A 25,787-nucleotide genomic window follows, 5' to 3' on the forward strand; every position below is an offset into this window, starting at 1 on the left:
CCGGTCGGGGCGGCGGCTCAGATCGCGTCGAGCGGGATCTTCAGGTAACGCACGCCATTGTTTTCGGGCTCGGGCAGGTGGCCGGCACGCATGTTGACCTGCACGGACGGCAGCATCAGCACGGGCATGTCGAGCGTCGCGTCGCGTGCGGTGCGCATGGCGACGAAATCGTCCTCGGTCACACCGTCCTTCACATGCACGTTCGCGCGGCGCTGCTCCGCCACGGTCGTCACGAACTGCACGTCGCGGCCGCCCGGCTGGTAGTCGTGGCACAGGTACAGGCGCGTGTCGGGCGGCAGGGCGAGCACGCGCGCGATCGAGCGGTACAGCGTGCGTGCGTCGCCGCCCGGGAAGTCGCAGCGGGCGGTGCCGTAGTCGGGCATGAACAGCGTGTCGCCGACGAACGCGGCACGCTGCGTCGCGTCGTCGACGCAGTAGGTCAGGCACGCGGGCGTGTGGCCCGGCGTGTGCAGCGCGCGAATCGTGAGCGCGCCGAGCGCGAGCGTGTCGCCGTCGTCGAGCAGCCGATCGAACTGGCTGCCGTCCTGCGCGAAGCCCGGGCCGGCGTTGAACAGCGTGCCGAACACGTGCTGCACGCGGCGCACGTGCGAGCCGATCGCGATCTGCCCGCCGACACGCGCCTTCAGGTACGGCGCGGCCGACAGATGGTCGGCATGCACGTGCGTTTCCAGCAGCCAGTGCACGGTCGCACCGAGTTCGGCGACGCGCGCGATCAGCCGGTCGGCGCTGGCGGTGCGCGTGCGGCCCGATTTCGGGTCGTAGTCGAGCACGCTGTCGATCAGCGCGCACGCGCGGCTCGCGGTGTCGAGCAACAGGTAGCTGACGGTATGGGTCGCCGGGTCGAAAAAGCCTTCGACCGACAGCATGGGGGCATGGCTCACGGGTTGTCCTCGATCGGGTTCTGCATCTGCAATCGGCGATTCCATGTTCAAGAAGCATGCCAATCCGCGTCGCGACGCCGGGCGATGTGGCAGGTACTTGATTCGGCTCGGATTTCTGGCCCGATCGCGGTGCGCCGCGGGCGCGGCCGATGGGGCATCGTCGAAGTCGACTGCCATGTATGGCAGTGCTGTGGCAGAATTGGCAGTCGGTCTGGCAGTCCGACTGTCCATCCATTCCCGAGCCGCCTCATGAATCCGCACGACACCATTCCGATCGTTCCCGCGCCGTCGCGCGCCGTCATGCCCGACGTGCGCGCGCTCGTCGCGTATCTGGAGCAGGATCCGCAGCCGATGATCGTCGTCGATCCCGACTACCGCATCCTCGCGGCGAACGATGCGTACCGGCGCCAGTTCGGCGTGGCGGGTGTCGAGCACGTCGGCCGGCGCTGCTTCCAGGTCTCGCATCACTACGACGTGCCGTGCGATCAGGCCGGCGAGCATTGCCCGATGAAGCAGGCGCTCGAGTCGCGCGGCCTGAACCGAGTGCTGCACATTCACCATACACCGCGCGGGCCCGAGCACGTCGATGTGGAGTTGCTGCCCATCTTCGATGCGCGCGGCGACGTGATCGCGTACGTCGAGCGGCTGACGACCGTGCGCAGCGCGTCCGCGCAGCCGAGCGCGGAAGGGCTCGTCGGCGGCGCCGACGCGTTCAATGAGGCGCTCGGCGCGCTGCAGCGCGTCGCGCCGTCGATGCTGCCGGTGCTGCTGCTCGGCGAATCGGGCACCGGCAAGGAACTGTTCGCGCGGGCGCTGCACGAGGCGAGCGCGCGCGCGATGGGGCCGTTCGTGGTCGTCGACTGTTCGGGCATCGCCGAGACGCTGTTCGAGAGCGAACTGTTCGGCTACGAGAAGGGGGCGTTTACCGGCGCGAACCAGCGCAAGCCGGGCCTCGTCGAGACCGCGCAGGGCGGCACGCTGTTTCTCGACGAGATCGGCGACGTGCCGCTGCCGATGCAGGTGAAGCTGCTGCGGCTGATCGAGTCGGGGACGTTCCGGCGCGTCGGCGGCGTCGAGGCGCTGCGCGCGGATTTCCGGCTCGTCGCGGCGACGCACAAGCCGCTGCGCGAGATGATCGACGACGGCCGGTTCCGGCAGGATCTCTACTACCGGATCAACGCGTTTCCGATTCCGCTGCCGCCGCTGCGCGAGCGGCGCGGCGACGTCGCGTTGCTGGCCGAATCGATCCTGCGGCGCATCGCGAACGCGCGTGCCGGCGCGGGCGACGCGAGCGCGCGACCGTTCGTGCTGACCGAGCATGCGCGTGCGTGCCTCGACGCATATGCATGGCCGGGCAACATCCGCGAGCTGCGCAACGTGCTCGAACGTGCGTGCCTGTTCGCGGACGACGGGACGATCCGCGTCGAGCATCTGCCGGCCGAGCTGGTCGCGGCGTCGGCCGCGTCGCACGCGCATGCGGCGGACACGCGTGGCGTGTCGGACGCGGAACTCGTGCGGATTGCCGGCACGTTCGACGGTACGCGCAAGCAGCTGGCCGGGCACGTCGGGTTGAGCGAGCGCACGCTGTACCGGCGGATGAAGGCGCTCGGGCTCGGCATGCGCGAGCGGTGAGCGGAAGCCGGCGAGCTCGCGCGGGCGGCGCGTGAAACCACCACGCACAGCCCGCGGGGGCTACGCCGTCAACGCGCCGGCGCAAGCTGCGCCATCGCCTCGCGGATGAAACCGAGCAGCGTATCGTCGACCCACGAATCCTTCGTCAGCGCCGGCTCGGTCATCATCGCATGCCGGAATTTCGCGTGCGTGGCCGGGTCGTTGCCCGCATAGCTGCGGAACAGGTCGAGCCAGCGTTGCGCGAGGGCGCGGCCTTCCGGCGAATCGGGCCGTGCGCCCGTATCGATCGCATCGCGCACGTCGCCCATCAGTTGCGGCCATTCCATCGCGTGTTCGCCGAAGTGCGCGCGCATGAAGCGGATCTCGTCCGGGGCGAGATACTTCTCGAAGATCCGCATCTTCGTTTCCGAGGACGCGCGCAGCACATAGTCGCGCAGCACGGTCGAGATGCCGAGTTTCGACTGCATCGCCGGTTCGCGCTCGTGCATCAGGTTCAGCTTGGCGAGCAGCCGCGGATCGTTGTTCGTGTCGCGCACGAGCAGCGCCATCCAGCGGCCGGCGAGCGCACGCACGCGCTCGTCCTCGGGCGGCACGCCCGCGTCGTGCAGCGCACGCACGTCGGCGACGAGCGCGATCCATTCGGCGTCGCCCGCCTGGCTCTTGCGGTACATCGGCAGACGCGCGAGTTCTTCCTCGGAAAAATATTTGTCGTACACGGTCATCAACTCCAGTGTGGTGAGCCAATCGGCCAGTTCCGGCTCGGTGCCCGCGGCGAGTTGCGCGTGCAGGTGCACGAGCCGCTCGCGCAGCTGCGCGGCCTGCGCGAGCTGGTGATCGAGCGACGCGATCTGCTTCGCGACGAGCTCGACGAGCGGGGTGCCGGGCTGGTTCAGGTAGTCGCCGATTTCGGCAAGCGACAGTCCGAAGCGACGCAGGGCCTGGATCTGGTGGAGCCGGGCGATGTCGTCGCGGTCGTACAGCCGGTAGCCGTTGTCGGCACGCGCCGAAGGCGTCAGGAGGCCGATCGCGTGATAGTGATGAAGCGTGCGGACGGTCAGGCCGCTGCGTTTCGCCAGTTCTCCCACTTTCAGCCGCATGGTGTCCTCCGTTCGGTGCGCACACTGGAGTCTCGAACGTTACGCTACGTGAGGGTCAAGCGGAAGATCGCGGATCGGCGCGCGGGGTGGTTCCGCGCGCCATGCGTTCCGGGGCAAGGGCGCGTTATTGCGGTGAAGGCGGCGCGTCGGGCGTGGCCGCGCGTGCCTGGGCGGCGGGAGCGCCTTGATCCGCGTTGCCGGCGTGGCCTGCCGTGCCGACGTTCCCGGCCGTCGCTGCGTTGCCGGTCGGCTCGACCGGCGGCGTGCCCATCGCCTGATAGAGCCGCGCGGTATCCGCGAAGCGTGCGCCCGTCGCGCGAATCTCGTCGAGTCGCGCGTTGCGGTACTGCAGCTCGCTCGCGCGCGCTGCCGACGGCGGCAACGCGCCGAGCCGCACGCGGGCGGCCGCGTCGTCGTACGCGCCGCGCGCGGACAGCGCGGCCCGCGACGACGCATCGAGCGCCTCCGCGTCGTGCTCGAGCGCGGCGAGCGAATCGGCGACGTTCTGGAACGCGCTCAGCACGGTCTGCCTGTACTGGTCGACCGCGGCTTCGTAAGTGGCCTTCGCCGCACGCCGCTGCGCGAGCAGCGCGCCGCCGTGGAACAGCGGCTGGCTCAGCGATGCCCCGACGTTCCATATCGCGCCGGCGCCCGACAGCATCGTCGGCCAGCTGAAGCCGCCTTTGCCCATGGCTGCCGACAGCGACAGCTGCGGGAACAGCTGCGCGGTCGCGACGCCGACTTCGGCGGCGGCCGCCTTCAGCCCCGCGTCGGCGGCCTGGATGTCGGGGCGGCTTTGCAGCAGGTCGGACGGCACGACCACGGGCACCTGCGTGGGGAGGTGCAGGTCGGCGAGCGTGAGGTCGGCGGGCGGCCGGTCGGGCGTGCGGCCGACCAGCACCGCCAGCGCGTGGCGCGCCGAGTCGCGCTGCTGGCGCAGCGCGGGCAGGCTCGCGGCGAAGGTGTCCGCGCTTTGCCGTGCGTTCAGCGCGTCGCTGTGCGACGCCGAGCCGAGCGCGTAGCGGCGTTGCGCGTCGTGCGCCTGGTCGTTCGCGAGCGCGACGAGCCGTTCGGTCGTCTCGATCTGCGCGTTGAGCACCGACACCGTGATCGACGCGGTGACGATGTTCGCGGCGAGTGCCCGACGCGCCGATTCGAGCTGGAACGCGCTGACGTCGACGCGTTTCGCGAGCGCGCGGTTCGCGAAGCGCGACACGCCGAACAGGTCGATCGTGTAGCTCGCCTGCAGTTGCCCGACGAACGTGTCGTACAGCAGCGTCGGCGCGCCGAGCGCGGGGATCGGCACGCCGAGTGCGCGCTGGCGCGTGGCCTGGGCGCCCGCGTCGATCGACGGCAGCATCGAGCTGCCGATCTGCCCGCGCAACTGCTCGCGCGCGGCATCCAGCGAATGCGAAGCGGCGCTGAGCGTCGGGCTGTTGCGCAGCCCTTCGTCGACGAGCGCGTTCAGCGCATCGGAGCGGTACTGCGTCCACCAGTCGGGCACGGGCTGCGCGCCGACCTCGAACTGCTGCGCGACGCCTTGCGCGGCGACGGTCTGCTGCACTTGCGGCGCGGCGCCGTAATGCGCGGGCGACGGCATCGCGGGCGGCTCGCCGCTCGGCGCGAACCATGCGCAGCCGGCGAGCGGGCCGGCGAGGCTCACGGCCGCGAGCGCCCGCGCGGCCTTCGTTTTCAGGTTCATCGACAGTTCCATGATCAGGCTCCCGACGGGGCGGCAGGCGGGCCGTCGTGTGGCGGGCCGTCGCGCGGGTCGCGTTCGTCGCGCTTCACGCGGAACCACGCGGCGTACAGCGCGGGCAGGTAGAACAGCGTCAGCACGGTCGCGCTCGTGATCCCGCCCATCAGCGCGGTCGCCATCGGCCCGAAGAAGTTCGAGCGCAACAGCGGGATCAGCGCGAGCACGGCGGCCGCGGCCGTCAGCGTGATCGGGCGGAAGCGCCGCACGGTCGCGCCGACGATCGCGTCGAAGCGGCCGTGGCCGGCCGCGATGTCCTGCTCGATCTGGTCGACGAGGATCACCGAGTTGCGCATGATGATCCCGAACATCGCGATCACGCCGAGCATCGCGACGAAGCCGAACGGCTGCCCGAACAGCAGCAGCGTGCCGACCACGCCGATCAGCCCGAGCGGTGCGGTCAGCACGACCATCAGCACGCGCGAGAAGCTCTGCAGCTGGATCATCAGCAGCGTGAACACGGCGATCGCCATCAGCGGCATCTGCGCGTTGATCGACGTCTGCGCCTTCGCGCTTTCCTCGACCGATCCGCCGATGTTGATCTGGTAGCCGACCGGCAGTTGCGCGCGCAATGCATTCAGCTTGCCGTCGATCGCATGCGTGACATCGATGCCCTGCGCGCCGGCGCGCACGTCGGACTGCACGGTGATGGTCGGCTGGCGATCGCGCTCCCACACCACGCCGTATTCGAGCGTCGGCGTGAAGTGGCCGAGCGAGCCGAGCGGCACGGGGCCGTTCGGCGTCGGCATCGCCAGGCCCGCGAGCTTCGCGGGATCGACGCGATCGGGGCGCGGCGCACGCAGGTCGACCGCGATCAGCTTGTCGCGTTCGCGATACTGCGTGACGGTCGTGCCGGACAGCGTCATCGCGAGGAAGCTCGACACGTCCTGCGACGTGACGTTCAGCGCGCGCGCCTTTTTCTGATCGAGCTCGAAGCGCACCGAGCGCTCGGCCGGCTCATCCCAGTCGAACTGCACGTTCATCGTGCGTGCGTCGCCGCGCATCGTCGCCGCGACCTTCTCGGCGATCGAGCGCACCGTCGCGATGTCGTCGCCGCTCACGCGGAACTGCACGGGGTAGCCGACGGGCGGCCCGTTCTCGAGCCGCGACAGGCGCCAGCGCACGGCCGGGAAGCGGTCGCGCAGCGTGGTCTCGAGCCACGTCGCGAGCTTCTCGCGATCCTCGACGGATTTCGCGGTGACGACGAACTGCGCGAAGTTCGGCAATTGCAGTTGCTGGTCGAGCGGCAGGTAGAAGCGCGGCGCGCCGCTGCCGACGAAATTCACCGAATGGTCGATCTCGGGCCGCTTGTCGAGCACCTTCTCGAGGCGTTCGGTCTCGCGCAGCGTCGCCGCGAACGACGCACCTTCGGGCAGCCGCAGGTCGACCAGCAGCTCGGGGCGATCGGAGCTCGGGAAGAACTGCTGCGGCACGAGCGAGAAACCCATCAGTGCGACGACGAAGAGGGCGCCGGTGATCAGCAGCACGACGAAGCGGCGCTCGATGCACCAGTCGATCCAGCCGCGCAGGCGCGTGTAGAAGCGCGTGTCGTAGATGTCGTGCTCGTGATCGTCCGGCAGGTGCGCTTCGTGCGCGTGCTTCTTGCGCTCGGGCAGCAGGTGGTAGCCGAGCAGCGGAATCAGCACGACGGCCGCGAACCACGACGCGATCAGCGCGATCGCCGACACCTCGAAGATCGAGCGCGTGTACTCGCCGGTGCTCGATTTCGCGAGCGCGATCGGCAGGAAGCCCGACACCGTGACGAGCGTGCCCGTCAGCATCGGGAACGCGGTGCTCGTGTACGCGAACGCGGCGGCGCGCGCGCGGCTGTAGCCCTGTTCGAGCTTCACGGCCATCATCTCGACCGCGATGATCGCGTCGTCGACGAGCAGCCCGAGCGCGAGCACCAGCGTGCCGAGCGACACCTTGTGCAGCCCGATGTCGAACAGATACATGAACAGGGCCGTGACGGCGAGCACGACCGGAATCGAGATCACGACGACCATCCCGGTGCGCAGGCCGAGCGACACGAGGCTCACGACCAGCACGATCGCGACCGCTTCGGCGACGGCTTCGAGGAAGTCGTCGACCGAATGCGACACCGCATGCGGCATGCTCGACACCAGCGTCAGCTTGAGGCCGGCCGGCAACTGCGCCTGCAGGTCCTTCGATTCGGCGTCGAGCGCCTTGCCGAGCCGGATCACGTCACCGCCCGGCTGCATCGTCACGCCGATGCCGAGCACGGCATGGCCTTGGGTGCGCATTTGCGTGACGGGCGGATCGTCGTAACCGCGCTTCACGGTGGCGAGATCGCCGAGCCGGAACGTGCGGCCGTTGATGCGGATCAACGTGTCGGCGATCGCGGCGACGTTGTCGAACTGGCCGCTCGGCCGCACGAACACGCGATCGTCGGCGGTCGTGAGCACGCCGGCCGACGAGATGTCGTTCTGCGCGTTGATCGCCTGCCCGAGCTGCTGCGGCGAGATGCCGAGACGCGTGAGCTGCGCGTTGTCGGCCTCGATGAAGATCCGCTGGTCGGGGTCGCCGAAGTAGTCGACCTTGCCGACGCCGGGCACGCGCAGCAGCACCGTACGCAGCTGGTCCGCGTAGTCGTGGAGTTGCGCGGGCGTGAAGCCGTCGCCTTCGAGCGTCCAGATGTTGGTGTAGACGTCGCCGAACTCGTCGTTGAAGAACGGGCCCTGTACGCCGGGCGGCAGCGTGTAGCCGATGTCGCCGACCTTCTTGCGGATCTGGTACCAGGTCTCGGGCACGTCCTTCACGGGCGCCGAATCCTTCATCGTGAAGAAAATCAACGATTCGCCGGGCCGCGAATAGCTGCGCAGGAAGTCGATGGCCGGCGTTTCCTGCAGCTTGCGGCCGATCCGGTCGGTCACCTGCTCCTGCACCTGCCGCGCGCTCGCGCCGGGCCAGAACGTGCGGATCACCATCACGCGGAACGTGAACGGCGGGTCTTCGGATTGCGCGAGCCGCGTGTACGCGAGGATGCCCGCGAGCGTCGCGAGCGCGATCAGGTAGACGACCAGCGCCTGGTGGCGCAGCGCCCATGCGGACAGATTGAACCGGCCTTCTTCGCGGGGGCCGCTCATGACGCGAAGTCCTCCGCATGCAGCGGTGCGATCGGCCGCACCTTCTCGCCCGCGCTGACCGTGTGCACGCCTTGCAGCACGACGCGCTCGCCAGGCTGCAGCCCGCTCGACACGGTGACGGTGCGTTCGTTGAAGCGCGCGACGTCGACGCGGCGCAGTTCGAGCGTGTCGTCCTTCGTGCGCACGACCCACACGGCCGGATGCGGGCCGTCGTGGAACAGCGCGGTCGCGGGCAACGTGATGCTCGGCGCGTTGCCGCCAATCGGCGCGCCGTCGAACGCGACGGTCGCGGTCATCCCGAGGCGCACGGCCGGATCGGGCGCGGCGAGCGTGAGCTTCACGCGGTAGGTGCGGCTTTGCGGATCGGCGGCCGGCGCGATTTCGCGCACCTTCGCGTCGAACCGGCGGCCCGGCAGCGACGGCAACGTGACGCTCGCCGCGTGCCCGGGCGCGAGCGACGCGAGCGCGGCCTCGGGCACGTCGCTGACGACATCGACGTCGCCCGACCACGCAAGCTGGTAGACGGCCTGGCCGGCCGATACGTTCTGGCCGGTGTCGGCCTGTTCGGCGGTGATGGTGCCCGCGTGGTCCGCGACGAGCGTCGCATAGCGGAGCTGGTTCTTCGCAAGCGCGAGCTGCTGCTGCGCCTGGTCGCGCTGCGCGAGCGCGGACGTGTAGCTGTTCTCGGTCTGTTCGAGCTGCGCGGTCGCGATCAGGTTCTCGCGCGCCTGCGCGCGATCGCGGTCGAGCTGCTGCTTCGCGAACGCGAGGCCGTGCGATGCGGCAGCGAGCTGCGCCTGTGCGCTCGCGGCGTTCTTCTCGACGTCGGACGGATCGAGCAGCGCGACGACCTGGCCGGCCTTGACGGTGTCGCCGAGCCGCACCTTGCGTTCGACGATCTTGCCCGCGATGCGGAACGACAGCGGCGTCGCGTAACGCGGCTGGATCTCGCCGGGCAGCGTGGCGGCCGCCGCGGCGCCGTCGGCGTGTGCGGGCAGCGCGACGACCGGGCGCGGCGCGGGCGGCGCGGCTTCCTTCGGGTGGCAGGCGGCGAGGACGAGCGCGGTGCCGATCAGCAGCACGGCGCGGGAACCGGAGCGATTCACGAAACCCCCAGATGAGGTGAGAACGGAGCGAAGCCGGCAAGCGCGGCGGGCGCTTGCCCCGAGTGGCGCCGGCCCGGCGCGCACGAACACAGTCGAACGAGGTCGTTCGAAAACTGTGGCGGATTCTAATACACACCTGTATCTGAATGCAAAGATGAATCCGAAAGGGAGTTGGTGCTAGACTGCGCGCCATGAAACCACAGCGCTTAACTCGCGAGCAGAGCAGGGACCAGACGCGCGAACGTCTGCTGAATGCCGCGCACCGGATTTTCCTGAAGAAAGGCTATGTCGCCGCGAGCGTCGAGGACATCGCGGCGGCGGCCGGCTATACGCGCGGCGCGTTTTATTCGAATTTCCGCAGCAAGTCGGAACTGCTGCTCGAACTGCTCGAGCGCGACCATGATTCGGTGCGGGCCGATTTCGAGGCGATCTTCGAGGTGGGCGGGCCGCGCGAGCAGATGGAGTCGATGGCGCTCGCGTACTACCGGACGCTCTTTCGCGACGACGAATATTCGCTGCTGTGGGGCGAGGCGAAGCTGCAGGCGGCGCGCGACGCGAAGTTTCGCGTGCGCTTCAACCAGTTCCTGCACGGCAAGCGGCTGCAGATGGCCGAATTCATCCAGCGCTTCGCCGAGCGCGCGGGCACGCCGCTGTTGCTGCCGGCCGAGACGCTCGCGTTCGGGCTGATGTGCCTGTGCGACGGCGTTCAGTCGTACTACACGGCCGATCCGCAACATGTTTCGGCCGACGTGGCCGAATCGGTGCTGGCGGGGTTCTTCGCGCGGGTCGTGCTGGGGCGCGCGCCGGACTGAACGGGCCCCGTACAGGTCAGCGCTCGCCGGTCATGCGCCGGTACGCGTCGAGCAGCGACGTCTTGTAGACGACGCCCGCGAGCGTCGGCTCGGCCTCGCTTTCGATCACCGGCAGCCGTTCGCCCTGGAACGCCATGAAGCGCTCGAGCGCGGTCGCGAGCGGCATGTCGGGCGTGAGCAGCGGAAACGGCGTATGCGCGTAGTGCGCTGCCGTCTTGTCGGTGGTGTCGCGCTTGTCGAGCAGGTCGGACGTGATGTCCTTCAACGCGACCGCGCCGCGGAAGCGCCCGGCGTCGTCGGTCACGTACAGATACTTCACCGGATACTCGAGAAACACGCGCGTCATGTCGGCGACGCTCGCGGTGAGCGGCACGACCGTCTGCGCGGGCTGGATCAGCTCGCGCATCTGGGTGGTGCGCAGCCGCAGCCGTTCCTGCGCGTCCTGGTGGTGGCGCAGCGTGATCTCGTACATCGACGTCGTGCCCGTCGCGCGCGCGACGAAATACGCGAACACGCACGACACCAGCAGCGGCAGCACGACCTGGTAACTGAGCGTCATCTCGAAGATCATCAGGATGGCCATCAGCGGCGCCTGCGTGGCGCCGGCCATGAACGCACCCATTCCGACCATCGCATACGCGAAATACGCGGACGTGTGGCCGGGCCACAGCGCGTTCATCGCGAGTCCGAACAGCGAGCCGAACACGGCCCCGACGAACAGCGTCGGCGTGAACACGCCGCCGACCGCGCCCGAGCCGGCGGTCGCGGCGGTCGCGATCACCTTGAACACCAGCACCGCGACGAGCGCCTGCCAGGTCCACGGCGAATGCAGGATCTGGTTCACGACGCTGTAGCCGTTGCCCCACACGTCCGGAATCCACACCGAGATCACGCCGACCACGAGGCCGCCGAGCGCGAGCCGCACCGGCAGCGGCACGGGCAGCCGCTTGAACTGGTTCTTCGACGCATCGAGCAGGTGCAGGAACTGCGGCGCGAGCACGCCGCACAGCGCGCCGAGCACGACGAACAGCAGCACCTCGGGGCCCGTCACGGCCGGGAACACCGGCATCTCGTATGGCGGCCGGTAGCCGGCGAATTCCCGCATCACGATGTTCGCGACGACGGACGCGACGACCATCGGCCCGAAGCTTTCCATCGCGATCGTGCCGAGCACGATTTCGGACACGAAGAACGCGCCGGCGATCGGCGCGTTGTAGGCGGACGTGATGCCGGCCGCCGCGCCGCACGCGACGAGCAGGCGCAGGCGCGGCGGGTCGAAGTGCACGAAGCGGCCGACCAGCGATGCGGCGAGCGCGGCGAGCTGCACCATCGGGCCTTCGCGGCCGATCGAGCCGCCGCTGCCGATCGTCAGCAGCGACGACACGCTGCGCCACAGGCTCTGCCGTACCGGCACGACGCCGTCGCCGAGCGCGACGGCTTCCATGTAGTCGGTGTTGCCGGATTTCCGGACGCCGCGCGTCGCGAGCAGCAGCACGCAGCCGGCGAGGAAGCCGCCCGCGGCCGGCATCCAGAACCGCACGTACCAAGGCAGGCTTCGCGCCATCTGCACGAAGCTGCCGCTGTGCCCGGAGATCAGGCGCTGCATCAGGTCGATGCCTTCGCGAAACGCCATGGTGGCGAAGGCGCCGCCGACGCCGACGATGGCCGACCAGATCAGCATCGTATGGGCGTCCGACAGGCGGAACAGCGTCTGGGCGCGAGTGCGCAGCTTCAGCAGGAACGAGAGCACGGCTGAAAGAGGATGATGAAGTGGGCGGAGGAAAACGACGCGAAGCATAGCACTGCGCCGCGCCCGCGGGACCTTCCCGTCGGGCGCGGCGCGTGTCGCGGCGTGGTGCGCGGCTCAGCCAAGCCAGCGCTGCACGGCCCAGGTGATCCCGTAGCCGCCGGCGATCAGCCAGACGTACAGGATCAGGCCGGTGGTCAGGGCCCGCGGGCCGGCCTCGCGGATCTGCGACACGCGGGTCTCGATGCCGAGCGCGGTCATTGCCATCGTCAGCGCGAAGGTGTCGAGCACGTTCAGCGTGTGCGTGACGTCGGCGGGCAGCACGTTCAGCGAATTGACGATCACGAAGCCGAGGAAGCCGAGCGCGAACCACGGCACCGCCACCTTGCGCTTGCCTTGCGCGCCGTCGGCGCTCGCACCGGCCGAGCGTGCGGAGCGGGCGAGCCACCAGCCGAGCGTGAGCAGCACCGGCACCAGCAGCATCACGCGGGTCATCTTCACGATCGTCGCGACGTGCGCGACCTGCGGGCTGATGTCGCTCGCCGCGCCGACCACCTGCGCGACCTCATGGATCGTGCCGCCGAAGAACAGGCCGAGGCCGGCCGGGTCGAGATTGAGCAGGCCGGCGTGATACGCGAGCGGGTAGAGGAACATCGACAGCGTGCCGAACAGCACCACGCTGCCCACGGCCATCGCGCTCTGATGCGGCTTCGACTGCAGCGTCGATTCGAACGCGAGCACGGCGGCCGCGCCGCAGATCGCGCTGCCGGCGGCGGTCAAGAGCGCCGCGTCGCGATCGAGCTTCATCACCTTCATGCCGACCCAGGTGCCGATCGCGAGCGTGCTGACGACGACCAGCACCGACACCGTCAGGCCCGGCAGGCCGACCTGCGCGATTTCCTGCAGGCTCACACGCAGGCCGAAGAACGCGACCGCGATGCGCAGCAGCTTGCGCGCGGAAAAGTTGACGCCGGCCGCCCAACTCGCGGGCATGCCGTCGCGCAGCGCGTTACCGTACAGCGCGCCTGCGACGATGCCGACGATCAGCGGCGACAGGCCGAGCCCGGCGATCGCCGGAAGTTGCGACAGACTGGTGACGGCGGCGGCGAACAGCGCGACGAACAGCACGCCGTTCAACTGGCCGCGCATCGACGGGGCGGCGTGATTGAGATGGGGAGTCGGAGCAGTGGACATGGGGCACCGTGATGAAACGGGTTGCGATGGCTTAATCCTAATTTGGTTATATCGATATGAAAAATTGTGATTTGTGACGTAAACTATCTGGAAATCCGATAATTCACGCTCATGACCCCGGATCAACTGATAACGTTCGCGGCCGTCGCCGAACATCTGAACATCAGCCGCGCTGCCGTCGCGCTGCATCTGTCGCAGCCGGCCGTGTCGGGCCAGCTGCGCCTGCTGCAGGACGAGTTCGGCGAGCCGCTGTACCAGCGCGAGGGCCGCGGCATCCGCCTGACGCCGGTCGGCGAACAGCTCGCGCAGTACGCGAAGGCGCAGCGCGACACGTTCGCGCAGGCGCGCGCGTTTCGCGACGCCGTGCGCGGGCTCGACGCCGGCACGCTGCGGATCGGCGCGAGCACGACGCCCGCCAGCTACCTGCTGCCGTACCTGATCGCGGCGTTTCAGCCGCGCGTGCCGCGGGTGGCGATCCACACGATGAGCGGCAATACGGCCGACGTGGTTGCCGCGCTGGCGTCGCTCGACATCGCGATGATCGAAGGGCCGCCCGGCGAGGCGCTGCCGCCCGGCACTGCCGTGCATGCGTGGCACGAGGACGAGATCGTCGCGGTCGTGCCGGCCGGACACCCGCTCTCCGCGCCGGACTACGAAACCGGCGTCACGCTCGACGCACTCGCCGCGCATCCGCTCGTGCTGCGCGAGGAGGGTTCCGGCGTGCGCCAGCTCGTCGAACGCGCGTTCGCGCATGGCGGCGCGCCGATGCGCGTCGCGTTCGAGATCGCGGGCGTCGAGGCCGTGAAGGAGGCCGTGCGCGCGGGGATGGGCGTCGGTTTCGTGTCCGCGATGTCGCTGCGGCACGAGGATGCGGCGCTCGTGCCGCGCTCGCTGGCCCCGGCGCCGCTCACGCGCCATTTCTCGATCCTCGTGCCGCACGGCGCCGCGCCGTCGCGCGTGGCAGCCCAGTTCCTCGACATGTGCATCACGCACGACGACGAATAGGCGCCGACCCGGGTGGTGGAATGCCGGACGCACGTGCGCGGGCGCGCGGCGGCCCGGCCTAGGGATTTCCTCTATGGCGTGCACCGGATGCGAAGCGCACCATCCGTCTCAAGCAAATGGAACCGGTTCCATTTCGGTGAAAAAAGGGCAGAAATGGCAGACATCGTGATCGTGGCGAGCGCATTCGGGATGGACCGCGTGCGTCAGGAGGGCCACCGTGCATTCATCGCGACCGCGGCCGCATCCGGCGCGACCGGTTTCGAGGTGCGGCGCGAGCTGTTCGCATCGGACGACGACGCGACGCCCGGCGCGCTGGCCGAGCTTGGCGCGGCACTCACCGCGCACGGGCTGTGGTCGGTCTATTCGACGCCGGCCACGTTGTACACGGAAACCGGCGCGCTCGATGCCGACGCGTTGCGCGACACGCTCGTGGAAGCCGACGCGCTCGGCGCGCGCTTCGTCAAGTTTCAGCTCGGCGGCTTCGCCGGCGACGCGCATGCGTCCGGGATCGTCGCGCTGTCGCGCGGCGCGCGTGCCCGCGTGGTGGTCGAGAACGGCCAGCTGCCGGTGGGTGGCGCACTCGCTCAATTCAGCGGGCTGTTCGCCGCGTTGACCGACGCGGGCGTGCCCGATGCGCTCGGCATGACGTTCGACATCGGCAACTGGCAGTGGCCGGGCGAAGCGCCGCTCGCGTGCGCGCACGCGCTCGCGCCGCATGTGGAATACATTCATTGCAAGGCAGTCGAGGGCGAGGGCGCGCGCCGTTTCGCGGTGGCGCCGGCGCCGGGCGACACGCTCGTCACGGACGTGCTCGCGGCCCTGCCGCAAGCAGCGCCGCGCGGCATCGAATTCCCGTTCGATGCCGCAGACCTGGCGGGCGATGCCGGCCGGCGCGTGGCGTGGCTCGCCGCCGCGTGACGCAGGAAGGATACGGAGGAATTCACTGATGAAGGCAGCACTCGATGTCGTGACCTACGGCGAAGCGATGGCGATGTTCGTCGCCGCCGAGCCCGGCCACCTCGCGCACGCGTCGCAATTCACGAAACGGATCGCGGGAGCGGACCTGAACGTCGCGATCGGCCTGTCGCGGCTCGGCTTCCGGATCGGCTGGATGAGCCGGGTGGGCCGCGATTCGTTCGGCGGTTACGTGCTCGACACGCTCGCGCGCGAAGGCATCGACGCGTCGTGCGTGACCGTCGATCCGCGCTATCCGACCGGGTTCCAGCTGAAGTCGCGCAACGACGACGGCAGCGACCCGACCGTCGAATATTTCCGCAAGGGCTCGGCGGCGAGCCACCTGTCGTGCGACGACTACGTGGCCGACTACGTGCTCGGCGCGCGTCACCTGCACTTGACGGGCGTCGCGCCGGCGATCTCCGCGACGTCGTGCGAACTCGCGTTCCAGCTGGCGCGCGAGATGCGCGCGGCGGGCAAGACGATCTCGTTCGACCCGAACCTGCGCCCGACGCTGTGGCCGTCCGCCGACGTGATGGCGAAGACGCTGAACGCGCTCGCGACGCTCGCCGACTGGGTGCTGCCGGGCCTCGCCGAAGGGCAGCAGCTCACCGGGCACGACACGCCCGCCGACATCGCGGGCTTCTATCTGGCACAGGGCGCGCGCGGCGTGGTGATCAAGCTCGGCGCCGAGGGCGCGTACTTCCGCACGGCGGACGGCCGCGAGGGCACGGTCGCGGGCGAGCGCGTCGCGAACGTGGTCGACACGGTCGGCGCCGGCGACGGCTTCGCGGTCGGCGTGGTCAGCGCGCTGCTGGAAGGCCGGTCCGTCGAGCAGGCGGTCGCGCGCGGCAACCGCATCGGGGCGCTCGCGATCCAGGTGATCGGCGATTCGGAAGGCCTGCCGACCCGCGAGGCACTCGATCGGCTCGAAAACGTCAGCAATCGCGCCGATCGCTTAGAGGAAAGCGTCACCGCGCAATGAGAGGCCGGACACGGCACAATCCGCGGACCCATTTCGTGCTTCGTGCACGGTTTTGCATGAGGCCGGAGCAGGCGCCGATGCGCCGACGCCGGTCGATTCCCGAAAGGACGGGACGGGAGCAAGCGCTCGAGCGCCCGCTCCGGTCCACCCAGGAGACACTCTGATGGCAGCCAATCTCGCAGCACGACGCTGGTGGACGATCATGCCGATCGTCTTCATCACGTACAGCCTCGCTTACCTCGACCGCGCGAACTACGGGTTCGCGGCAGCGGCCGGCATCAACCAGGACCTCGGGATCAGCAAGGGCCTGTCGTCGCTGATCGGCGCGCTGTTCTTCCTCGGCTACTTCTTCTTCCAGATTCCGGGCGCGATCTATGCGGAGCGCCGCAGCGTCAAGAAGCTCGTGTTCGCCAGCCTCGTGCTGTGGGGCGCTTGCGCGGCGCTCACGGGCGTCGTCACCAACATCCCGTCGCTGATGGCGATCCGCTTCATGCTCGGCGTGGTCGAAGCGGCCGTGATGCCGGCGATGCTCATCTACATCAGCAACTGGTTCACGAAGAACGAGCGCTCGCGCGCGAACACGTTCCTGATCCTCGGCAACCCGGTCACCGTGCTGTGGATGTCGATCGTGTCGGGCTATCTCGTGCACGAATTCGGCTGGCGCCACATGTTCATCGCCGAAGGCGTGCCGGCCATCATCTGGGCCGTGTGCTGGTGGTTCCTCGTGCAGGACAAGCCGGCCGATTCGCCGTGGCTCACCGCGCAGGAAAAGAGCGACCTCGATGCCGCGCTCGCGGCCGAACAGGCGGCGATCAAGCCCGTGCGCAACTACGGCGAGGCGTTCCGGTCGCCGGCGGTGATCAAGCTGTGCGCGCAATACTTCTGCTGGAGCATCGGCGTGTACGGCTTCGTGCTGTGGCTGCCGTCGATCGTCAAGAACGGCTCCGAGCTCGGCATGGTCGCGACCGGCTGGCTGTCGGCGATGCCGTACCTCGCGGCGACGATCGCGATGCTGGTCGCGTCGTGGGCGTCCGACAAGGTCGGGTCGCGCCGCGGCTTCGTGTGGCCGTTCCTGCTCGTCGGCGCGGCTGCGTTCGCCGCATCGTATGCGCTCGGCTCGTCGCATTTCTGGATCTCGTACGCGCTGCTGGTCGTCGCGGGCGCCGCGATGTACGCGCCGTACGGCCCGTTCTTCGCGATCGTCCCGGAACTGCTGCCGAAGAACGTCGCCGGCGGCGCGATGGCGCTGATCAACAGCATGGGCGCGCTCGGCTCGTTCGTCGGCTCGTACTTCGTCGGCTATCTGAACGGGGCGACCGGGTCGCCCGTCGCGTCGTATGCGTTCATGAGCGCCGCGCTCGTGGCCGCGGTGATCCTCACGCTGTCCGTCAAACCCCAGGCGCGCGACGCGCACCCGCTCGCGACGCCACTGCAAGGAAAATGAAAACGATGAAGCCTCGTATCGTCGCGTACAAGCCGCTGCCCGATGACGTGCTCGCGTATCTGCGCGAGCATGCGGAAGTCGTGCAGGCCGACGGCGCCGACGCGCTTGCCGCTGCCCTCGGCGACGCGGACGGCGCGATCGGCGCGAGCCTGAAGGTCACGCCGCAGATGCTCGATCGCGCCCCGCGGCTGAAGGCCTGGTCGACGATCTCGGTCGGCTACGACAACTTCGACGTCGCGGATCTCACGCGGCGCGGCATCGTGCTCGCGCATACGCCCGACGTGCTGACGGAATCGACCGCCGATACCGTGTTCTCGCTGATCCTCGCGTCCGCGCGGCGTGTGGTCGAACTGGCGGAGTGGGTGAAGGCCGGCCACTGGCATCGCAGTATCGGCCCCGATCTGTACGGCACCGACGTGCAGGGCAAGACGCTCGGCATCGTCGGGCTCGGGCGGATCGGCGGCGCGGTCGCGCGCCGCGCGGCGCTCGGATTCCGGATGCAGGTGCTGTACACGAATCGTTCCGCGCATGCCGAAGCCGAGACCCAGTATGGAGCCCGTCGCGTGACGCTCGACGAATTGCTCGCGCAGTCGGACTTCGTGTGCCTGCAGGTGCCGCTGTCGCCGGAAACGCGCCACCTGATCGGCGCGGCCGAATTCGCGAAGATGAAGCGCGGCGCGATCCTGATCAACGCGTCGCGCGGGCCGGTGGTCGACGAGGCCGCGCTGGTCGACGCGCTGCGCGCGGGCACGATTCGCGGCGCGGGGCTCGACGTGTTCGAGAAGGAGCCGTTGCCGGCGGATTCGCCGCTGCTGCGGATGAACAATGTCGTCGCGCTGCCGCATATCGGCTCGGCGACGCACGAGACGCGCCATGCGATGGCGCGCTGCGCCGCGGAAAATCTGGTCGGCGCGCTGGCCGGCACGCTGCGCACGAACCTCGTCAATCCCGACGCGCTCGCGCGCGTCTGAGCGTGGGCGGTCGGCCGGCGGGGCCGCCGGCCGGGTTAGAGGCGATGGTCTTGGTACGGGAGGGCAGGCTGCGTTATGATCGCCCGCTCGTCGCATCGACGACCCGGCCACGCGGCCGGCGGCGTTCGGCGGCGGGCATCCGTGCCAGGTCCGGTGCGGCCGATCGCCGTGCGTTTCAGGCGACCGGAGCGGGCGCGAACGCGCCGGCTTCGATCGACCGCGAAGCAGGGGGGCGGCGGCGTCCGCCGGGTGGCTTTCGTATCCAACAACAAAGGTCCGTTCGCACACGAAGCGGCGCGGATCGTACGTCGCGAGGCACGACTTGAGCGATTCGCAACCTTCCACGCAGCGTCCGGCGACGATCAGCGACGTCGCACGCGAAGCCGGCACGGGCAAGACCAGCGTTTCGCGCTATCTGAACGGCGAGACGCACGTGCTGTCCGCCGATCTGCGCCAGCGGATCGAGGCGGCGATCGCGCGTCTCAACTACCGGCCGAACCAGATGGCGCGCGGGCTGAAGCGCGGCCGCAACCGGCTGCTCGGCATGCTCGCGGCCGACCTGACCAATCCGTATACCGTCGAAGTGCTGCAGGGCGTCGAGGCCGCGTGCCACGCGCTCGGCTACATGCCGCTCATCTGTCACGCGGCCAACGAGGTCGAGATGGAGCGGCGCTTCCTGCAGCTGCTCACGACCTACCGGGTCGAAGGGCTGATCGTCAACGCGCTCGGCGCCGAGGAAGACGTGCTGCGCCCGCTGCGCGGCGCCGGCATTCCGGCCGTGCTCGTCGACCGGACGGTCGAGGGCTTCGAGGCCGACCTGATCGGGCTCGACAATACCGAGGCGATCGAGACGGCGATCGCGCACCTGGTCGCGCGCGGCTTCGATGCGATCCATTTCGTCGTGCAGCCGTTCGAGCGCGTCAGCTCGCGGCGCCTGCGCGAGGCCGCGTTTCGCGCGGCGCTCGACGCGCGCGGTCTGCCGGTGCCGCCGACGATCGTACTCGACCTGAACGAGCCCGCCGCGGCCGCGGCGGCGCTTGCCGACGTAGACGCTCGCATCGACGACGCGGCGCGGCGCGGCGTGCGTGCGGCGCTGTTCGCCGCCAACGCGCCGGTCGCGCTCGCGATCGCACGCCATCTGCGCGCGCGTTTCGGCGCGGCGTGGCAGGAAAAGGCCGCGCTGCTGTCGATCGACGATCCGGAGTGGGCCGAACTGATCGGCATCACGACCATTCGTCAGCCGACCTACGAGATCGGCTACAAGGCCGTCGAATTCGTGCACGAGCGCATCGACGGCGCGGCCGGCGACGTGCGCGTCGCATTGCTGCCGGGCGAGCTGATTGCGCGCGCGTCGACCGCAAGCTGAGTATCATTCGGGGCACGCGGCGCGTCAGGTGCGCTGCCCCGAACAAGGAAATTCATGACTGTCGCTCCCGTCACGCTGGCGGTGCTGATCGCCGCCACGCTGATCATCGCGCTACTGCCGTTCGTTCTCTTCCGTCTCCTGCGCAAGCCACTTTCGCTCGACCGCCGCGACACGATCGTCGGTGTCGCCGTCTTCACGCTGTTCGCGATGATCGTCGAACGCGCATTCCATGGCCTCGTGCTGAGCCAGACGCCCGCCGGCGGCTGGCTCACGCAGCCGCTCGCATTCGTCGCATACAGCGCGCTCGCGACCGCCGTGTTCGAAGAGGTCGGCCGCTATCTCGGGATCCGGTTCCTCAGCCGGCGCTACGGCGCGTCGGCCGGCGACGGGCGCGGCATCGGCTACGGGATCGGCCATGCCGGCGCCGAAGCCTGGTTCGTCGGCGTGCTCGTATGGGGCCAGTGGTCGTATCTCGCGTGGCTCGCGAGCCGCGGCCAGCTCGAGACGCAGCTCGCGGACCTGCCGGGCGATACCGTCGTGCGGCTGCACGTGATGCTGGCGACCTTGTCGGCACAGTCGATGCTGCTGTTGCTGCTCGAGCGCTGCTCGGCGTTCGTGGTGCAACTCGCGCTGTCGGTGCTGGTCTGGCGCGGCGTGCGCGCCGGCCGCGCGGGCGTGCTGCCGCTCGCGATCGTGCTGCATGCGCTGGCGGTCGCGCCGGCGCTGCTGTATCAGGTGCGCGTGCTGCCGGCCGGATCGCTCGAGGCCGTGTATTTCGTGCTGGCCGCGATCCTGGTCGCCGTGCTGGTGAAGACGTGCCGGTCGCCGCGTGCGGCGGCCTGACGGGAGAGGCGGAATGGACGACTATCTGATCGAATGCCAGAGCGCCGAATTCGACGCGCTCGCGCGCGTGATCTGCGATCTCTTTCCGGAGCAGACGCGCTTTGCCGAAAGCAGCGACGCGCGCGGGCGTTTCCTGTCCGTGCAGTGGCTCGCGATGCGTTTCGGTTCGACGCCGAAACGGATGACGCTCGACATCCGCATCGTGCCGGCCGCGCTGGCGCGCTATCTGGCGCTCCGGCCGATGCAGCGCGCCCGCAGCCATGCGGTGCTGCACGCGTACACGGAAGCGATGCTGGGCTCGCTCGAGGAGCGGCACGCGGCCGGCGAGGCCGTCGAGCGCGACGCGGAACTCGAACTCGACGAAGACTTTGCCTGAACGTTGACGTGAACGCGCGCGCCGGCGCGATGCCGGTGTCGCGCGCGACGCGTTACGCGTCGCGGTAGACCTGCGCGAAACGCTGCGCCTGGACGACGCCGTAGTCGCCGGGCGCATACTGCATCACCCAGTCGCCGGCGACGCCGCGCAGCGTGTCGCCGTTTTCCGAGCGGGCGATCGTGAACGGCTCGTCCATCCGGCGGGCGAGCACGACGGCCGGCCGGTTCCGGTAGGCGCCCGGCGCACCGTGTGCGAGTGCCGGATCGGCGGGCAGGTATTTCGCGTCGAAGCGTGCGCGCGACACGACCCAGCGGTCGCCGGTCGAGCCGGTGATCAGCGCGTCGCCGGCGACATAGCGGTTCGGACCTTCGAGGCTCATCAGTTCGCCGTCGGCCTCCGCGAATGCGACCGTGACGGTTTCGTCCTTCACGACGCGACGGGCCTGCGGGTCGGTACGCAGATCGATGTGCTTGAGTTCGAGCATGGCGGGGGGGAAGTGCGGGAAAAGCCGGCAGCTTATCCCGAATCCGGCGCGCCGTGTGACGCACCGGATTCCTGCGGGATGCGCGACGCCGTTCGGCCCGGGCGGGCAGCGCGACGCCGGCGGGCGGACGTCAGGGTTGTGCGGGCGCGCTTGCGGCCGGCGCGGCGGCCGCCTTGCCTTCCTTGCTCCCAGCCTTGCCCTTGCCGCGGTGCTCGCCGCCGTGATGCAGCCAGCTGCGGAACGTCGTGTCGGCGAGGGCCTTCTGGTCGGCCGGGAAGCTCTCGTAGAGCGGCGCGAATGCGTCGGCGAGCTTCTTCGCGCCGTCCGCGTTCGCCTGCGCGAGTTCCGCGTACTGCTTCATGTCGTCGACCGCGGACACGTTCTGGCTTTCCATCCGCGCGCGATAGAGGCGGCCCATCGTGTCGCCGTTTTCACGCATCGTCTCGGCGAACGTCTTCCATTGCGGCTCCTGCGCCGACGTGATCTTCAGCTGATCGTGCAGGTACTTGATGCGTTGCTCGATGCGCGCTTCGTGGCGCGCCGCGCGCTGTTCGGCGCTCGGGGCCGATGCGGCCGTCGCCGTCGCCGTCGCCGGAGCGGGCGTTTGCGGTTGCGGCGGCGTTTGCGCGAATGCGCTGGCCGCAACGGCGAGCGTGGCGAGGGTGAGCGAGATTTTCTTCATGGTTGGCTCTCCGGGGTGGTGTCGTGCGAGCGGGCGCGGCGGCCGATGCCGCGAGCGCCGAACTCTTGTCACCCGTTATTAGTAGCACGTCGCCTGTAACGCGACAGCGAAAGCGACACTTGCTTACATCCGATACGAATCGAAATTGAAAGGGACATAGCGGGCGGGCGACGATCAACGGCGTTTGATCGACACGTCGGACGCCGCACGCGAACGAGGCAGGCGATGCGAACGCGTGAGCCCGTGACCGCGTGCGATGCCGTTTGGGCGCACCGGCGTTCGGCGCTATCATCGCGTCACGTTCCATTTCGCCGGCGCGTTGCACGCCGGCCCAGCCTCATGCGTCCACCTCGCCTCGACCAACTCGACGACCTCGACCGGCAACTCGTCGCGCTGCTGCAAGCGGATGCGCGCGCAAGCGTCGCCGATCTCGCGCGACAGCTCGACGTCGCACGCACGACGGTCGTCGCGCGCATCGCGCGGCTCGAGCGCACCAACGTGATCGCCGGATACAGCGTGCGGCTCGGACAGGACGTGCTCGATGCAAGCATTTATGCGTACGTCGGCATCATCCTCACGCCGAAGTTCGGCAAGGACGTGCTGCGCAAGCTCGACCGGATGCCCGAGGTGCAGCTGTTGTGCGCGGTGAGCGGCGAATACGACTATGTCGCATGGCTGCGTGCGGATTCGCCGGAGCGGCTCAACGATCTGCTCGACCAGATCGGCACGCTCGAAGGCGTCGAACGCACGACGACGTCGATCATCCTGTCGCGCAAGATCGATCGCGGCACGATCGGCGGATGACGTATCGCGTGCGGTGTCGAGTGTGACATCGCGGCGCGATTTGATTCGTCGCGCCGGTTTTTCCTCCTTTCCCTTCCCCTGATACCCGCCGACGGCGCGCGCCGCAGGGCGGGGCGTTGCCTCGCGCATCTTCCTCCTTGCATGTTCCTTCGTGCCCGTCCAAACGCGCCCATCGCGGCCCGTTTGCGGCGCGTCATATACGCGATTTTTAGACGATTTGGTCGTTATGACGAAATTAGTCGTCATATCGTCGAATTAAACGGTCGTTTCGCATCATTCTTCGTCTTGGAACTGATTTTGCGCGTCCCTAAACTGTGTTCATGGCTCGACGCCGTACACACCAACACCAAACTCATCATCAGGAGATAAGCGCATGAAAATCGCCATCGTCGGCGCAGGTCTGATCGGCCACACCATTGCTCACATGCTGCGTGAAACGGGCGACTACGAAGTGGTCGCGTTCGACCGCGACGCGGATGCGCTCGCCAAGCTGTCGCGTGAAGGCATCGCGACGCAACGTGTCGATTCGGCCGACGCCAATGCGATCCGTGAAGCCGTGAAGGGCTTCGATGCGCTCGTCAACGCGCTGCCGTATTACCTCGCGGTCAACGTCGCCGCGGCGGCCAAGGCTGCCGGCGTCCATTACTTCGACCTGACCGAAGACGTGCGTGCGACCCACGCGATCCGCGAACTGGCGGACGGTTCGGACCGCGCGTTCATGCCGCAATGCGGCCTCGCGCCGGGCTTCATCGGCATCGCCGCACACGAGCTCGTGAACGGCTTCAGCGAAGTGCGCGACGTGAAGATGCGCGTCGGCGCGCTGCCCGAGTATCCGACCAACGCGCTGAAGTACAACCTGACGTGGAGCGTCGACGGCCTGATCAACGAATACTGCCAGCCGTGCGAAGCGATCCGCGACGGCCGCAAGCAGTGGGTGCAGCCGCTCGAAGGCCTCGAGCACTTCTCGCTCGACGGCACCGAATACGAAGCGTTCAACACGTCGGGCGGCCTGGGCACGCTGTGCGAAACGCTGTCGGGCAAGGTCGAGACGCTCGACTACAAGTCGGTGCGCTATCCGGGCCACCGCGAACTCGTGCAGTTCCTGCTCGAGGACCTGCGCCTGTCGAGCGACCGCGACACGCTGAAGTCGATCATGCGCCGCGCGGTGCCGTCGACGAAGCAGGACGTCGTGCTCGTGTTCGTCACGGTGACGGGCGTGAAGGACGGCCAGCTCGTGCAGGACGTATTCACGCGCAAGATTTTCGCGAAGGACGTGTGCGGGATGCACATGAGCGCGATCCAGATCACGACGGCCGGCGCGATGTGCGCGGTGCTGGATCTGTTCCGCGAAAAGAAGCTGCCGCAGAGCGGTTTCATCCCGCAGGAAAAGGTGTCGCTGAAGGCGTTCCTCGCGAACCGCTTCGGCAAGCTGTATGAAGGCGGCACGATGGAGCGCGTGCACGAAGTCGCCTGACGATCGGTCTCCGGCACGAGGACCGTGCGACGCCGGGAGCGCAACAGCGCTTCCGGCGTTGTTTTTTTAACGCATCGCGGCGGGGAAGATCAGGGCGGTGCGCGCCGCTCAGGCGGGTAGCGGCGGGACGATCGTTGCCTGCGGCGCCGGCGGCGCGATGCGGTACAGCAGCGCATCGATGTCCGCGTCGGACGGCGCGGTGTTGTCGAACATCACGATGCCGTCGCATTCGTGACCGGTCGGCACGAAGCGGCGTTGCCGGTATTCGTCCCAATGCGCGAGCTTGTATGCGTCGTTCGGATTGCCGCGCGCGACGATCCGCTGGTGCGCGACGTCTTCCGCGGTATGGACCCACACGACCGTCAGCACGACGTCCGGCCCGATGCCGAGCCACGTGCGGTCGAGGATGCGCCGATCACGCACTTCGCGCGACAGCGGGCCGACCACGAGCACGCCGATGCCGAGCGCGAGGTTCTCGCGGGCCGTGTCGAGCAGGCCCTGGTATTCGGGATCGCGCAGGTGCTTCAGGTAGAGCGGGCTGTCGCGATCGTTCGGATCGGAGGTGAGGGCGCCCATCGCGGCCGAACTGTAGCGGCCGTAGAGCGTGTCCTTGTCGAGCAGGCAGAAGGCTTCGCCGGTCGCGCGCATCAGCGGCCCGATCAGCCGCTTCGCGAGCGTGGTCTTGCCGGTGCCGGCATGACCGCAGAAGAAAACCAGGTGCGTCACGAATACCGGCCCCCCGGATCACCGCGCGACGCGTCGCTGCGCTTGTCGCCGCGCGGGAAGACTTCCGCCTCCAGCCACATCGCGTTGATGATGCCGAAGCCGAGCGCCACGCCGATGCCGAGTATCCACGAGAAATACCACATGGGTTTGTCTCCTTGACGGTTGGGCCGCACGGCCGTGCCGTGCGTCTGTCGAAGCGATGTCGTGCGCGTGCCGCGTCGCACGCAGTCCGATCATGACCAATATCGGCGTGTCGCGCAAGCCGGGCCGCCCGCGCGTCAAACCGGTAAACTGATGCGAAAACTGCAACATGACGGACA

The 25,787-nt window shown here is 68.8% G+C and carries 23 protein-coding genes; 12 read left to right on the forward strand and 11 right to left on the reverse strand.

Features of this window, described 5'->3' with window-relative positions:
- Positions 1 to 17: 17 nt before the first annotated feature.
- Complete coding sequence (locus tag ACV22V_RS05955) at positions 18 to 887, reverse strand: MBL fold metallo-hydrolase (protein WP_373558368.1); 870 nt, start codon at positions 885 to 887, stop codon at positions 18 to 20.
- A 264-nt stretch (positions 888 to 1,151) separates the two neighbouring features.
- On the opposite strand from ACV22V_RS05955, the gene ACV22V_RS05960 reads away from it, so the two are divergent.
- Entirely contained in the window at positions 1,152 to 2,534 is a 1,383-nt protein-coding gene (locus ACV22V_RS05960; RefSeq protein ID WP_448013230.1) for a sigma-54 interaction domain-containing protein, read from the forward strand.
- 68 nt (positions 2,535 to 2,602) lie between these two features.
- Here the strand turns inward: ACV22V_RS05960 and ACV22V_RS05965 are convergent, their stop codons facing one another.
- From ACV22V_RS05965 to ACV22V_RS05980, 4 genes are all read right to left on the reverse strand, one after another.
- Positions 2,603 to 3,631, reverse strand: coding sequence for a MerR family transcriptional regulator (locus tag ACV22V_RS05965; RefSeq protein ID WP_448013231.1), 1,029 nt, complete (start codon positions 3,629 to 3,631; stop codon positions 2,603 to 2,605).
- Between the two features lie 124 nt (positions 3,632 to 3,755).
- Positions 3,756 to 5,345: an efflux transporter outer membrane subunit gene (locus ACV22V_RS05970; RefSeq protein ID WP_448013232.1), complete on the reverse strand. Its 1,590-nt coding sequence runs from the start codon at positions 5,343 to 5,345 to the stop codon at positions 3,756 to 3,758.
- A gap of 2 nt (positions 5,346 to 5,347) precedes the next feature.
- The gene (locus ACV22V_RS05975; protein WP_448013233.1) at positions 5,348 to 8,494 is read right to left on the reverse strand and encodes an efflux RND transporter permease subunit; all 3,147 of its coding nucleotides are present in this window, start codon (positions 8,492 to 8,494) and stop codon (positions 5,348 to 5,350) included.
- On the reverse strand, positions 8,491 to 9,600 hold the full coding sequence (locus ACV22V_RS05980; protein ID WP_448013234.1) for an efflux RND transporter periplasmic adaptor subunit: 1,110 nt from the start codon (positions 9,598 to 9,600) through the stop codon (positions 8,491 to 8,493). Before ACV22V_RS05980 ends, ACV22V_RS05975 begins: the two co-directional genes overlap by 4 nt.
- Before the next feature lie 191 nt (positions 9,601 to 9,791).
- On the opposite strand from ACV22V_RS05980, the gene ACV22V_RS05985 reads away from it, so the two are divergent.
- A complete protein-coding gene (locus ACV22V_RS05985; protein ID WP_059524255.1) occupies positions 9,792 to 10,412 on the forward strand; it encodes a TetR/AcrR family transcriptional regulator in 621 nt (206 codons plus the stop codon).
- 16 nt (positions 10,413 to 10,428) lie between these two features.
- Here the strand turns inward: ACV22V_RS05985 and ACV22V_RS05990 are convergent, their stop codons facing one another.
- Together ACV22V_RS05990 and ACV22V_RS05995 are read right to left on the reverse strand one after the other, a co-directional pair.
- A complete protein-coding gene (locus ACV22V_RS05990; RefSeq protein ID WP_218921275.1) occupies positions 10,429 to 12,162 on the reverse strand; it encodes a ClcB-like voltage-gated chloride channel protein in 1,734 nt (577 codons plus the stop codon).
- Between the two features lie 114 nt (positions 12,163 to 12,276).
- Complete coding sequence (locus tag ACV22V_RS05995; protein ID WP_448013235.1) at positions 12,277 to 13,353, reverse strand: YeiH family protein; 1,077 nt, start codon at positions 13,351 to 13,353, stop codon at positions 12,277 to 12,279.
- A 111-nt stretch (positions 13,354 to 13,464) separates the two neighbouring features.
- Between ACV22V_RS05995 and ACV22V_RS06000 the strand changes: the two genes are divergently transcribed.
- From ACV22V_RS06000 to ACV22V_RS06035, 8 genes are all read left to right on the forward strand, one after another.
- Positions 13,465 to 14,358, forward strand: a complete 894-nt coding sequence (locus ACV22V_RS06000) for a LysR family transcriptional regulator (protein ID WP_448013236.1) — start codon at positions 13,465 to 13,467, stop codon at positions 14,356 to 14,358.
- Between the two features lie 153 nt (positions 14,359 to 14,511).
- Positions 14,512 to 15,276 (forward strand): sugar phosphate isomerase/epimerase, encoded by a 765-nt coding sequence (locus tag ACV22V_RS06005; protein ID WP_223964001.1) that lies wholly within the window; start codon positions 14,512 to 14,514, stop codon positions 15,274 to 15,276.
- 28 nt (positions 15,277 to 15,304) lie between these two features.
- On the forward strand, positions 15,305 to 16,297 hold the full coding sequence (locus ACV22V_RS06010) for a sugar kinase (RefSeq protein ID WP_448013237.1): 993 nt from the start codon (positions 15,305 to 15,307) through the stop codon (positions 16,295 to 16,297).
- A gap of 163 nt (positions 16,298 to 16,460) precedes the next feature.
- The gene (locus tag ACV22V_RS06015; protein WP_059524268.1) at positions 16,461 to 17,741 is read left to right on the forward strand and encodes an MFS transporter; all 1,281 of its coding nucleotides are present in this window, start codon (positions 16,461 to 16,463) and stop codon (positions 17,739 to 17,741) included.
- Positions 17,742 to 17,746: 5 nt separating this feature from the next.
- Entirely contained in the window at positions 17,747 to 18,712 is a 966-nt protein-coding gene (locus ACV22V_RS06020) for an NAD(P)-dependent oxidoreductase (RefSeq protein WP_448013238.1), read from the forward strand.
- Positions 18,713 to 19,034: 322 nt separating this feature from the next.
- Positions 19,035 to 20,078 (forward strand): LacI family DNA-binding transcriptional regulator, encoded by a 1,044-nt coding sequence (locus ACV22V_RS06025; protein ID WP_059691674.1) that lies wholly within the window; start codon positions 19,035 to 19,037, stop codon positions 20,076 to 20,078.
- Positions 20,079 to 20,132: 54 nt separating this feature from the next.
- Positions 20,133 to 20,921, forward strand: coding sequence for a YhfC family intramembrane metalloprotease (locus tag ACV22V_RS06030; RefSeq protein ID WP_059524272.1), 789 nt, complete (start codon positions 20,133 to 20,135; stop codon positions 20,919 to 20,921).
- Between the two features lie 13 nt (positions 20,922 to 20,934).
- Entirely contained in the window at positions 20,935 to 21,297 is a 363-nt protein-coding gene (locus ACV22V_RS06035; RefSeq protein WP_059691676.1) for a DUF3022 domain-containing protein, read from the forward strand.
- 52 nt (positions 21,298 to 21,349) lie between these two features.
- Here the strand turns inward: ACV22V_RS06035 and ACV22V_RS06040 are convergent, their stop codons facing one another.
- Both ACV22V_RS06040 and ACV22V_RS06045 read right to left on the reverse strand, forming a co-directional pair.
- Positions 21,350 to 21,781, reverse strand: coding sequence for a PGDYG domain-containing protein (locus ACV22V_RS06040; RefSeq protein WP_059524276.1), 432 nt, complete (start codon positions 21,779 to 21,781; stop codon positions 21,350 to 21,352).
- A gap of 130 nt (positions 21,782 to 21,911) precedes the next feature.
- Complete coding sequence (locus ACV22V_RS06045) at positions 21,912 to 22,463, reverse strand: Spy/CpxP family protein refolding chaperone (protein ID WP_448013239.1); 552 nt, start codon at positions 22,461 to 22,463, stop codon at positions 21,912 to 21,914.
- 339 nt (positions 22,464 to 22,802) lie between these two features.
- On the opposite strand from ACV22V_RS06045, the gene ACV22V_RS06050 reads away from it, so the two are divergent.
- The gene (locus tag ACV22V_RS06050; protein ID WP_006481526.1) at positions 22,803 to 23,267 is read left to right on the forward strand and encodes an Lrp/AsnC family transcriptional regulator; all 465 of its coding nucleotides are present in this window, start codon (positions 22,803 to 22,805) and stop codon (positions 23,265 to 23,267) included.
- A 373-nt stretch (positions 23,268 to 23,640) separates the two neighbouring features.
- Positions 23,641 to 24,741 carry a saccharopine dehydrogenase family protein gene (locus ACV22V_RS06055; RefSeq protein ID WP_040144221.1) on the forward strand — a complete coding sequence of 367 codons (1,101 nt, stop codon included), beginning with the start codon at positions 23,641 to 23,643 and terminating at the stop codon, positions 24,739 to 24,741.
- Between the two features lie 108 nt (positions 24,742 to 24,849).
- Here ACV22V_RS06055 and ACV22V_RS06060 read toward each other — a convergent pair whose 3' ends face one another.
- Positions 24,850 to 25,467, reverse strand: a complete 618-nt coding sequence (locus ACV22V_RS06060; RefSeq protein WP_059524280.1) for an AAA family ATPase — start codon at positions 25,465 to 25,467, stop codon at positions 24,850 to 24,852.
- Positions 25,464 to 25,610, reverse strand: coding sequence for a cytochrome bd-I oxidase subunit CydX (gene cydX, locus ACV22V_RS06065; RefSeq protein ID WP_063888607.1), 147 nt, complete (start codon positions 25,608 to 25,610; stop codon positions 25,464 to 25,466). Before cydX ends, ACV22V_RS06060 begins: the two co-directional genes overlap by 4 nt.
- Positions 25,611 to 25,787: the final 177 nt, after the last annotated feature.

The organism is Burkholderia sp. AW33-5 (genome assembly GCF_053427615.1).